The sequence below is a fragment of the Bifidobacterium catulorum genome (genome assembly GCF_003129925.1).
GTDB lineage: Bacteria > Actinomycetota > Actinomycetes > Actinomycetales > Bifidobacteriaceae > Galliscardovia > Galliscardovia catulorum.
The window spans coordinates 41,470-53,115 of sequence record NZ_QFFN01000017.1; the positions used below are offsets into that span (position 1 = coordinate 41,470).

At 62.7% G+C, this 11,646-nt stretch carries 9 protein-coding genes and 1 pseudogene; all 10 read right to left on the reverse strand.

Annotated elements, in window-relative coordinates; translation table 11 throughout:
* Positions 1–86: 86 nt before the first annotated feature.
* On the reverse strand, positions 87–2,183 hold the full coding sequence (pknB, locus tag DF200_RS06895) for a Stk1 family PASTA domain-containing Ser/Thr kinase (protein WP_109137548.1): 2,097 nt from the start codon (positions 2,181–2,183) through the stop codon (positions 87–89).
* Positions 2,180–3,271 carry a serine/threonine-protein kinase gene (locus DF200_RS06900; RefSeq protein WP_109137549.1) on the reverse strand — a complete coding sequence of 364 codons (1,092 nt, stop codon included), beginning with the start codon at positions 3,269–3,271 and terminating at the stop codon, positions 2,180–2,182. The genes pknB and DF200_RS06900 overlap by 4 nt, the downstream gene beginning before the upstream one ends.
* Positions 3,268–4,728 carry a peptidoglycan D,D-transpeptidase FtsI family protein gene (locus DF200_RS06905; protein WP_109137550.1) on the reverse strand — a complete coding sequence of 487 codons (1,461 nt, stop codon included), beginning with the start codon at positions 4,726–4,728 and terminating at the stop codon, positions 3,268–3,270. The genes DF200_RS06900 and DF200_RS06905 overlap by 4 nt, the downstream gene beginning before the upstream one ends.
* The gene (locus tag DF200_RS06910) at positions 4,725–6,452 is read right to left on the reverse strand and encodes an FtsW/RodA/SpoVE family cell cycle protein (protein ID WP_109137551.1); all 1,728 of its coding nucleotides are present in this window, start codon (positions 6,450–6,452) and stop codon (positions 4,725–4,727) included. The genes DF200_RS06905 and DF200_RS06910 overlap by 4 nt, the downstream gene beginning before the upstream one ends.
* Positions 6,449–7,987, reverse strand: a complete 1,539-nt coding sequence (locus DF200_RS06915) for a PP2C family protein-serine/threonine phosphatase (RefSeq protein ID WP_109137552.1) — start codon at positions 7,985–7,987, stop codon at positions 6,449–6,451. The genes DF200_RS06910 and DF200_RS06915 overlap by 4 nt, the downstream gene beginning before the upstream one ends.
* A 13-nt stretch (positions 7,988–8,000) precedes the next feature.
* Positions 8,001–8,516, reverse strand: coding sequence for an FHA domain-containing protein FhaB/FipA (locus tag DF200_RS06920; RefSeq protein WP_109137553.1), 516 nt, complete (start codon positions 8,514–8,516; stop codon positions 8,001–8,003).
* A gap of 37 nt (positions 8,517–8,553) precedes the next feature.
* Positions 8,554–9,258: an FHA domain-containing protein gene (locus DF200_RS06925; protein ID WP_109137558.1), complete on the reverse strand. Its 705-nt coding sequence runs from the start codon at positions 9,256–9,258 to the stop codon at positions 8,554–8,556.
* A 346-nt stretch (positions 9,259–9,604) separates the two neighbouring features.
* The gene (locus tag DF200_RS06930) at positions 9,605–10,222 is read right to left on the reverse strand and encodes an NUDIX hydrolase (protein ID WP_109137554.1); all 618 of its coding nucleotides are present in this window, start codon (positions 10,220–10,222) and stop codon (positions 9,605–9,607) included.
* 140 nt (positions 10,223–10,362) lie between these two features.
* Entirely contained in the window at positions 10,363–11,115 is a 753-nt protein-coding gene (locus tag DF200_RS06935) for a Sir2 family NAD-dependent protein deacetylase (RefSeq protein WP_109137555.1), read from the reverse strand.
* Between the two features lie 276 nt (positions 11,116–11,391).
* Positions 11,392–11,646 (reverse strand): annotated as a pseudogene (locus DF200_RS11000) (hypothetical protein); the annotation flags it as partial.

The window sequence follows — 11,646 nt, forward strand, 5'->3', positions numbered from 1 at the left end:
TGCACGAATATGGCTGTGCCCCGGTCCTGTGAGAGCCACGGACCGGGGCACAGCCATATTCAGGGGATTCCACGGTGGAACGGACGCTACTCCTTGTTGTCGTCGCCGGCGGTTCCGGTCGTGGAAGCACCCGGCGTCGGGTTGCTCGTGGAGGTGTCCGACGGGCTTGGACTCGGGCTGCTGGGCGCCTTGGTGGTCACCGTGATCGTGCTGCCCTTGTCGACCTGCTGACCGCCCGCGGGGTTGATTCCCGTGACCAGTGCATCGTCGGAACTGTTGCCGCTCACCGACACCTTGAACCCGGCAGCTTCAAGCTGCTGCCTGACGGACGAGAGCGTGGACGAACCGCTGGTGTCGACCGACGGCACCGTCACCTTCTCCTTGCCCTGGGACACATACAGCGTGATCGACGACCCCTGCTCCACCTTGGTGCCGGAGCCGGGATCCACGCGCATGACCGCGCCGGCGGCCACGGTGTCGGAATACGCGGAGCGAATCGTTGCGGTGAGGCCGGCCTGCTGCAGTTTGGCGGTGGCCTGGTCCTCGGAGATTCCAGTCAGGCCGTCGGGCACGGTGGTCATGCCTGAGGAGATGTAGATCACGATGCTGGCACCCTTGCTTTGTGTGGTGCCCGCAGCGGGGTCGGTGCGCGTGACCATGTCCTTGTCCACGTCGCTGCTTTCCTCCACGGAGGCGGATCCGTTCACCTTGAAGCCAAGTTTCTCCAGCTCGGCCTTGGCCTCCTCCTGGGTCTCCCCCTTCACATCGGGGACCTTGACCTGCTTGGGGCCTGTGGAGAACCATACGGTGACCGTGGAGCCCTTCTCGGCCTGGGATCCGCCGGCGGGACTCTGCTTGGTGAAGGTGCCCTTCTCCTTGTCGGAGTTGTTGTCCTGCTTCTCCTCGTAGGTGAAGCCGGCCTCCTCGATCTTCTCCTTGGCCAGGGCGCTTGACATCTGTTCGGTGATCGTGGGCACGGTCGCCGTCTGCGTGACGCCGCCATGCAGGAAGAACCAGAGTCCGAGGCCGATGGCCACGACGGCCAGCACGGCGACGATCGCGGCGATCTGCTTCTTCTTTTTCGCCTTGGCGGCCGCCGCGGCACGCCGGCTGCCGCGGGTCGCTGCCGCCGCGTCCGTCGCCGTACCCGTGCCGTTCATGGTGCCGGTCACGGGATTGAACGCCTCGGTCTTGGTGCCGGTCCCCGGTTCGTATGCGGCCGGCTGGGCGTTGGATTCGGGGCCGACCACCGGTTTCATGGCCTGTGTCTTGGCGTTGCCCAGATCGGTCAGCGGGTTGAATGCGGCCGCGGCGGGGGTGCCGCCGTTCATCAGGGCGATGATGTCGTTACGGAATTCGGTGGCCGTGGTGTATCGGTTCTGGCGGTCCTTGGCCATGGCCTTGGCGCAGATCGAATCCCACATCTTCGGCAGTCCGGGCACGATGGCGCTTGGCGGCGTGGCCACTTCGGAGACGTGCTGGTAGGCGATGGCCACGGCGGAGTCGCCGGTGAACGGCGGCCGTCCGGTCAGCATCTCGTAGAGCACGCAGCCGGCGGAATACAGGTCGGAACGCATGTCCACGTTCTCGCCGCGTGCCTGTTCGGGGGAAAGGTACTGCGCGGTGCCGACCACGCCCTGCGACTGGGTCATCGTGGCCGAGGAGTCATCCAACGCGCGTGCGATGCCGAAGTCCATGACCTTGACCACACCCTGGTCGCTGATCATGATGTTGCCGGGCTTGATGTCGCGGTGGATGATGCCCATGCGATGCGAGTATTCGAGCGCGCTGAGCACGCCGATCATCACCTGTTCGGCGTCGCGTTGGCTCAGTGCCCCGTTCGCCTTCAGGATGTCTCGCAGCGTCTGCCCCTTGACGAACTCCATGATCAGGTACGGCACGTTGACGGAACGGCCGGCGTCGTCCGTGATGGCTTCCTCGCCCGAGTCATAGATCGATACGATGTTCGGGTTGTTGAGCATGGCCACCGAATGGGCTTCGCGGCGGAACCGGGCCAGGAATATCGCGTCGCTGGCCAAATCGGCACGCATGATCTTGATGGCGATGGTGCGTCCCAGGCGGGTGTCCGTTCCGACATGGACCTCCGCCATGCCGCCGTGGCCGATGAGTTCACCGACGGTGTACCTGCCGCCGGCCAACGAGGCCGGTATGTACATACTCATCGTGACCCTTCCTTCCCTGCGTTCTCATTATCGTTCATGATTGTGTCGCCGTCATCGCCCCCATCATCGGGGACGTTCGCCGGCGGTGACGGAATCTCGTTCTTCGCGTCCGGTTGCGGCGTGGCCTGCGGTTGCGGATTCTGCCTGGCCACCCAATCGGCGGCGGAGAACAGCAACAGCGGCTGGTGGGGCTTGCTCGTGACCCTTCGGACCAGTGGTCCGCTGATGGTCTCGACGAGGTTCTCCGGGGTCTCCGTCTCCTGGTCGAGCAGTCTGCGCTCGATTTTGGCCAGCGTGCGTGAGACCACCAATGCGTTGGCCGGACGATCTGCCGGTTCCTTGGCGAGCATGGTCATCACGAATTCGCGGAGCTGCCAGTCGATGGTGGCAGGCAGCGGCGGCACCGGGTCGTTCACATGGGCGGCCGCGATGTCCACGGGCGTGGCGCCTGTGAACGGACGGTGCCCGCATAGGCCCTCATAGGCCACGACGCCCAGCGAATAGATGTCGGACTGCGGCGTGGCCTGCTCGCCCTGCGCCTGCTCCGGGGAGATGTACTGCGCGGTGCCCACGACCATGCCATCCTGGGTGATCTGCGCCTGATTGGTGGAGTACGATACGCCGAAATCGGTGACTTTCACCTCTCCCGTATCGGAGACCATGATGTTGGCCGGTTTGACGTCGCGATGGATCACGCCATGCGAATGCGCCACGTAGAGTCCCCGTGCCGTCTGGATGAGGATGGGCAGCAGCTCGGTGGGTTCCATCGCCCCACGCCGCTTGTAGATCTCGGCCAGCGAATCGCTGGGCACGTATTCCATGATGAGGAATCCGATGCCGTCATGCTCGTAGTATTCGAACAACGCGGCGATGTTCGGGTGGGCGAGATTCGCGGAGTTGTGCGCCTCCGCGCGCAATCGGCGGAGCTTGGCCTCCTCGTTGGCGAGGTCCGCGCGCAGCGCCTTGATGGCCACCGGTCGTTCCAGCTCGATGTCGTAGCCCTTCCACACCTCGCCCATGCCGCCTTGCGCGAGTCGCTGGTCCAGGCGGTATCGGCGGTGGATCAGTTGCCCTTCGATGAGTCTCATTTGTTCAAAGCCTCCTGCATGACTTGCTGCATGATCGGTCCGGCGGCTTCGGATCCGAAAGCGTTGACGTTGTGCACGACCACTGCCACGGCGATCTTCGGATCGTCGGCGGGCGCGAATCCGGTGATCCAGGAATCGTTGGCGCTGTTGTTGCCGATCTGCGCGGTGCCGGTCTTTGCGGCCACCTTCGCGTTGGCGAGCTGCAGCTGCGGGTCCTCCTTGGTGATGACCGCCTGCATCATGGTGTTGAGCTTGCCGGCGGTGTCCTTGGAGAAGGCCTGGGAGAACGTGGAGGGGGAGCTTTCGGAGACGACGCTGAGGTCGCTTGCGCGGACGCGGTCCACCAGCGTCGGCTGCATCATCTTGCCGTCGTTGGCCACGGCCGAGGCGATCATCGCGTTGAGCAGCGGGGTCTCCAGGGTGTCTCCCTGTCCGATGGACGCCAATGCGAGACGGTCGTTGGTTGCGTTGTCGGGGAACTTGGATGCGGTGGCCTTCATCGTCAGACCGGACGAGCTGGTGCCGTCGACGGTGATGGAGCTGCCGAAGCCCATTTTCTTGGCCTGGTCGGCGATTTTCTCGTTGCCGAGTTTGACGCCCAGCTGCGCGAATGCGGTGTTCGACGAGTACGCGAAGGCGTCGAGCAACTGCATGTTGCCGTTCGAGCCGGCCGCCGCGCTGGATGTGTTCGTCAGCTGCGTCCGGGTGCCGGGGAGCGTGTATGAGCTGCCGGCGGGCACCGACGTGTTCGTGTCGTATCCGTTTTCGAGCGCCGTCGCGGCCACGACGATCTTGAATGTTGACCCGGGCGGATACAGCTCGCTCGTGGTGCGGTTCAGCATCGGGTTGCCCTTGTCGGAGATCAGGGCCTGATACGTCTTGTTGACGTTGGCGCTGTTGTGGCTGGCCAGTCCGTTCGGATCATAGCTGGGAGTGCTCACCATGGCCAGGATTCGACCTGTCTTGGGCTCCATGGCCACGACCGCGCCCTGCTGGCTGCCCAGAAGCTGGTAGGCCAGCTTCTGCAGCTTCGGGTTGATGGATGTTTCGATGTTGGCGCCCTTGTTCTCCTCGCCGGTGAACAGGGATTTGAACTTGCTGAGCCACAGCGAGCTGTTCTCCCCGCTGAGCAGCGTGTTGCGGGAGGCCTCGATGCCGCGGTCGGCGCGTGTGGTGACGGAGAAGTATCCGGTGACGGGCGCATACAACGGCCCGTTGGCGTAGGAGCGCTGATAGGAGAAGGCGTCGTCCGATTTGTCGGATTTGGCGATGACGGTGCCGTCACTGGCCAGGATCGCGCCGCGTGGCGCGCCGTATTCGTGGTACAGCGCACGGGTGTTGCGGGGGTCGGAGTTCAGCGAATTCGCCTGTATGGTCATGAGCTTCGTCGTGGAGAGACCGAGGATGGCGAACAATGCGATGACCGCCGTGAACAGCTGACGCAATGATGTGTTCATCGTCGTGTCCTCCTTTCGTTCGGCGATGCGTTTGACGTGGTCCGTGGAGTTCGGGGAGAGGCCGGCCAGTTGGATGTCGGAGAGGCCGGCCAGTTGGATGTCGGAGAGGCGCCGGAGGACAGGGTGTCGCCGTCCTGTGCGTTCCATTCATCCTGCTGTTGGCGTCGCCGTATGGCGTGGGCGCCGTGACGGCCACCGGGCGTATGCCGTCCGGCGGTGATGACCTCGGTGGCTTCCCGATCGCCGGTCCGCGCCTCCTGCATGGCCTGTTGCGCGTAGGGCATGTCCTTGGGAAGGGTTCCGGCCTGGGCCTCCTGCTCCGCGCGTGCGGCGGCCTCCGCCTGCTTCTCCTTCTCTTTCTCGCGGATCGCCATGAGCGCCTCGTACTGGAAGGTGTCGCTGTCCATATCCTCCTCCGGCTTGTTGGCCGCATTGGCGATGATGAGCAGCAGCGTCGCGAGGATGCAGTTGGCGATGAGGCTGGAGCCGCCGGCCGCCAGATACGGCATCGTCAGACCGGTGAGGGGAATGACGAGCGTGATGCCGCCGACCACGGTGAACACCTGAAACGCCATCGTGAACACGAGGCCGGACGCCAGCAGCTTGCCGAATCCGTCGGAGACCTTCATGGCCGTGACCATGCCGGCGCCGATGATGATGAGATACATCGTCAGGACGGCGAACAGGCCGGCCATGCCGAGTTCCTCGCCGAGGGACGAATAGATGAAGTCGGAGTTGGCGAGGGGTGTGACGATGGGGTGTCCCTGACCAAGGCCGGTGCCGGTCATGCCTCCGGTGGCCAGGCCGAACACGCCTTGGACCAGCTGCATGGATCCGCCGACGGCGTTGTATACGGCGTAGTCGAAGGGGTGCAGCCATGCGTTCACGCGGTTGCCCACGTGGGTGAAGATCATCGACGCCAGTACGGCGCCGCCGGCGAAGAACAGTCCGCCGATGATGATCCAGCTTTTCTGGCCTGTAGCCACATACAGCATGGAGACGAACATGGCGAAGAACATGAGTGACGTGCCCAGATCGTGCTGCAATACGAGCACGCCCATGCATACGGCCCATACCACGATGATGGGGCCGAGGTCCTTGAGCCGCGGCAGCCGGAGTCCCAGCACCTTCTTTCCGCCGACGGCCAGCTGGTCGCGATGGTCGAACAGGTAGGCGGCGAAGAAGAACGCGAGGAACAGCTTGGCGAATTCGCCCGGCTGCAACGAGTGGGATCCGAATCCGATCCAGATTCGTGCGCCCTGGATCTCCTTGCCGAGACCGGGGATCATCGGGGACAGCAATAGCGCCAGTCCCGTGACCATGCTCACGTAGGAGAACCTGCGAAGCACGCGGTAGTCCTTGAGGAATATCACCAGTAGGATGCAGAGCACCAGGGCCAGAGCCAGCCATGTCAGCTGGTTGAGCCCAACGGTGGTGGTCCGTCCACCGAACGTGTCGTTCTGGCTGTCGATGCGGGCGATCATCAGCACGCCCGTGCCGCTGAGCAGCATCACGCAGGGAAGAATCACCTGCGACGTGTATGGCTGGAATCTGACGAGCACGATCCAGAACACCAGGAACAGTGCGCCGACGATTCCCAGACGTGTGGTGTACGCCGGGGGGAACGATCCTTCGACGCGCATGAACATCTGGAAGAAGCCAAGCACGACGATGATCGCCGCTAGTGCGAGCAGCGAGGCTTGGCGAAGACGACGGATGATCATTGTTGCTTCTTCTCCGGGCTTGATGACGGTGAAGGCGTCTGCTGCGGGGTCTTGGCCGCCTCGTTCTGTTTGGCGAGGTCCTCGGCCTGCTGTCGAATCAGCTCGGCATGGCTGGTGGCTTCGTCGTAGGAGTTCACTGCGATGCTGCCGTTGGCGATCTGATCTCGCCATGATTGGGGCAGATCGGTCACCTGGATGTCGGTGCGTGTGACCTCATGCGAAAGACTCAGCCCGAAGAAATCAGTGGGGACGCCCTGATAGATGGCCACCGAGCCGTCCGATTCCCCGAGATAGTACTGCTTCTGGGACCAATGCCATGCGCCGAATCCGAGACCTCCGAGCGCCAGCAGGACGATGACGGTGACGGCTATGACGACGGTGCGCGAACGGCTGTGGCGCCGTCGTTTCAGTTGGGCCTTGGCTCGCTGCTGAGCCTTGATGGTCTTCACCACTTCCGGGTCATGCGGGTCGGCGGTCAGGCTGCCGTCGCGTTTCTGCACCACCGGGATTTCGCCGGTGTTCGGCATGGCGACGTCTTCGGCGTCGGTGCGCTGCGATGACGGCTGCGCCACGCGGGGAGGCTCCGGCTCGGCCTGCGTGACCGGTTCGCTCTGCGTAAGCGCCGCCGCCCGTTGGGCGGGGCTGCCCGCATCGGCCTTGAGCGCCGGGGCCGTCGCCACCGGCTCGTCGATGATGTCGGCGATGCTTTCCAGACTGCTGCTCACCGCTCCCCCGACCAAGGGGACCGGCGCGTTCGTACCGTCGGAGCCGCCACCGGGCAGCGGCAACGTCGCATCAGCGATCACCGCGGTCACATTGTCGGTGCTGCCGGCCTTCAACGCCATGGCCACCAGCATCTGCGCGCATTCCTCGGGATCGGCCACCTTCTCCAGCACCTCCTGGATGGTGGAGTCCTCCAGCACGCCGCACAGGCCGTCGGAGCACAGCAGCCAGCGGTCCCCCGGCAGTGCGCGGCGGATGGAGATGTCCGGTCTCGGGTCGATGTCGAAATCGCCGAGCACGCGCATCACCACGTTGCGTTGCGGATGGTTCTTCGCCTCCGGCTCGGTGATGCGTTTCGTGTCGATGAGATGCTGGACGTAGCTATGGTCCTTGGTGGTTCGAATGATATGCCCGTCACGAAGCAGATAGGCGCGTGAATCGCCGATATGCGCAAGGATCCAATGGTTCTGGACGAGGCTCAGTGCGGTCACGGTCGTGCCCATGCCGGAAAGACGGCGTTCATGCTTGGCCTTGCCCACGATGGCGTCATGCGCGGCGAGCACCGACGTCTCCATCATCGATGCGATGATCTCCACATCGTCGGCGGCGTCTTCATGTTCGATATGCGCCAGCGAACGAATGGCGATGGTCGAGGCGGTGTCGCCTCCGGCATGGCCGCCCATGCCGTCGCAGATGGCGGCGAAATGCCGACCGGCGAACGAGGAGTCCTGATTGTTCTTCCTCACGTATCCGACATCGGACACCGTGGTGGAATACAACGTCAGCGCTTCGGCCGACCCGGGTGTGTTCATAGCGTTCATGCCGTCACCTCAGTTCGAAGGTCGTCGCACCTATGCGCACAGGCACGCGGGACGGCAATACGGCGGCTCCGGTGAGTGGCTTGTTGTCTACGACGGTTCCGTTGGTGCTTCCCAGGTCCTCTATGGCCCAGCGGCCGTTGGAGGGATCCTGGAACAGCCGCGCATGATGAGAGGAGACGAATTCATCATCCAGCACCACGGAATTGCTGGCGGCACGACCCAGTGTGATTTGTTCGTTGCCCAACGGCACCGTTGTTCCCGCCAACGGTCCGTCGATGATCACCAGAATCGTGGGCTGCTCGGTGATCGGGCGGGGATTCGGCACCGGTGACGGTGCCGGCCGGGGGGCAGGCGCCTGCGCGGCCTTGCGCGCCTGCTGCTCCCTCCGGCGATGTTTTTTCGACGTCTTCGGACTGAATGAAGCGACGTCCTGATGCAGGGAGCGTACGGCGAACCCGACGAAGACCCAGAGCAGCACCAGGAATCCGTATTTCAGAACAGTGAATGTCAGTTCAGTCATATTGGCTCGCGTTCATACAGTGGCGTACGGTCGTATTTTACTCCTGAGGGGCGGAGGAAGCCCAGAATAGAATGCGCGTGCGACCGATGGTGATGGTGTTGCCGTCCAGCAGCGTGGCCGCCGGAACCTGATGGCCCTCCACGTATGTGCCGTTCGTGGAGCCGAGATCACGGGCGATCACGCCGTTGTCGGTGATGTCGATCTCCAGGTGGCTGCGGGAGATGCCGGGGTCGTCGATGACGATGTCGCAGTTGGATCCGCGGCCGATCACCGTCTTCGGCGCGGTGAGCAGGTACTGGCGGCCGTTGATCTCCAGGACCGGACAGTCCTTGGTCTCGTTCGTCGCCGTGACCGGCGCCGCGTTGCCCTGCACCGATTCGGAGGTGAGGTGGGTGAGGTCGCCCTGATTCAGGTTGAGGTCCTCCTCGAAGATCACCACGACCGGTCCGACGAAGGCGTAATGCTGGCTCTCTGCGTATTTGGTCAGGTTGTCGGCCAGTTCGTTGGCCAACGTCTCGGCGCCCCACTGCTCGATTCGGTCGAAGTCCGGGGAGGAGAGCTTGAAGCGGTATTCGTTCGGGGCGACGGTGCGGTCACGTCCGACCGCCATGGCTTCCTTGTCGATCTCGCGCTCAAGGGCGCTGGAAAGGTCTACCGGCTGAATGTCTTTGGAACCGAATTTGTTGAACACGCCGTTGACGGCACCTTCGACACTCTTCTCAAATCGGTCGAGAACGCTCATGAACATCCCTTTCTCGCAATGTCTCCATGGTACGCAGAGGCTCCCATCGGGTCACAATGAGCATTGGATTCATTGCAAAGTCTTCAATCCGGCTTTCCTGATTTTCAACCATCGTAAGGCCTGTTTCGTGCCGAGAGTGGGTGGATTCACCAATAAAACACCGTTTTTTCCATATATCAGGCGGGAAAAGGGTGTATCCGAGGTTGTTTCGTCCATACCCACTTTCGTGACCACGTGACCACGCGGTAACGGTAATGTGGTCGAAACGAACGTAAGGCCTTGAATATCCGGCCTCCATGGACGTTCTGACCACAATTCAGCAGTGGCGGTTCAGCGGTTCAGGGGTTCAACGGGATTTCAGCACCCGGCGCAGCTCCTCATGCTTCAGCGCGATCGTGGCGTTCGACGATACGATTCCCGCCCCGATGAGCTCCTCCCAGCTCACCCACGCGCTTTCCACATGCTCGTCCTTGTCGAAATGACGCTCCCCCATATGCCACGCCCTGAGATGCATCACCATGATGTTGGCCAGCTCGTCGGTCATGCCCTCCGACGAATAGCATCGCGCCACATCGTCGATGTCCACGTCGTCGGGGATCACGCCGGTCTCCTCACGCAGCTCGCGCAGTGCGGCCTCATGCGGCTCCTCGCCGTCGTCCATGAGACCGGCCGGCACTCCGAACGCGTACATGTCCGGTCCCACGCGGTATTCGCGCTCCAGCAGATACCGGTCGTTCGCGCAATCGTGCACGAGCATGACCACGCAGGGCGCATGCCGCATGATCTGGCGGCGTATGCGCACCGCTCCCCCATCGTTCTGCGTCAGGCGGATCACACGGTCCTCCACATGGAAAATCGCCCCGGAGTATACGGTCTCGCTGCTTTCCGTCACGGGTGCGACGGCCATGTCGATGTCCTCGCTGGCGGCCAGACGCGCCGCGACGTCGTTGTTCGTAGTGCTCATTCATCCTCCATCCTCATGTGCTCATATGTTCCGCTCGCCCGCCGTTGTTCACCGCACGACACCGTTGGCATAGGACCGTTCACGGCGGGGAAACGCGGGTGGCGTGAACGACGGGTCGTCGGCGGCGGACCACCGTGCGGTCAGCCCTCGGCGATGGTCTCCTCCACGAGTTTCGGCAACGCCGTCGCGATGTCGTCGTGGATCAGACGGGTGGCCAGGCGGTCGTATTGCGTCCGTCCCATGTTCATGATGGTCAGCGGAACCCCGGCCTGTACCGCCGCCGGGGCGAGCGACGCCGCCGGGAACACCTCCAGAGTCGATCCGATAACCCAGAATTCGTCGGCCTCGCAGGCCAGACGCAACGACTTCTCCATGGCGCCGTCCGGCAATGCCTCGCCGAAATACACGACGTCGGTCTTGATGATGCCGTTGCACGGCATGTTCCCGCTGTAGGGAAGGAGACGGTGGCAGCGGGGATCGGGCTCCTCGTCGAGGTGGTCCATGATGTCGGCCGTATCGTATTTGGCATGGCATTTCATGCAGTGCGACGTGCCGATGGTGCCGTGCAGATTGACGATGACGTCCGGTGAGTTCCCGGCCTTCTCGTGCAGGGCATCGAAGTTCTGCGTGGCCAGCAGCGTGAGCATACCGGCCTTTTCCAGGTCGACGAGGGCCTTGTGCGCCGTGCCGGGCCTTGCGCCCCAGACCGGCGACTCCTTCTGCCACCGCCACGAGTATTCGCGGTCCTCCCTGCTGGTGATGAAGGCGTCGATGTCGTAGACGTTCATTTGTTCGGGATGCTTGGTCCATACGCCGTCCGGGCCGCGGAAGTCGGGGATGCCTGCGCTGGTGGAGATGCCGGCGCCGGTCAGTACTGCGATTTTTTTGCTCATATATGCAGTATTACACCGCAAACATGTCGATACGGCAGGCCTTACGTTGGTTGACGTCTTCGCTCCGATGAATTGCATGATTGTTTCCGCTGGCGTCGGTATCCGGTCATGTTTCGGCAATGTTGGCTGTTTTATTCTGGGTGCAACGCGGTTTGTGGTGTTGTGTGGGTGGTTTGCGCGTTTTTCGACACGCCGGGGGAGGCGTTTGTTTTGTAAGGTTTTCGGGTGTTGTGTTCGGGATTGGTTTGCGTGGTTGTGTGGTGTGGTGTAAGTTATTCACTCGTTGCCCGGCACGGCGGACATCGCTTCCGAGTGGTGTTGTTTGCTGGTGTGGTGGTGGTTTGAGAACTCAAGAGCGTGTTTTGTACTACTGAATTGTTTTTGATTGCCAGTTGATGGCTGGTTGCCTTGCCGGTGTGGTGGGGTGGCTGGTTGTCTGTTTGGGAGAGTTTGTGTGATTCCTTTCGGCTGGTGTCCCGGGTGTTGTGCCTGGGGTGTCTGGCTGTCTGGTTTTGCCGTCTTTTCTTTTTT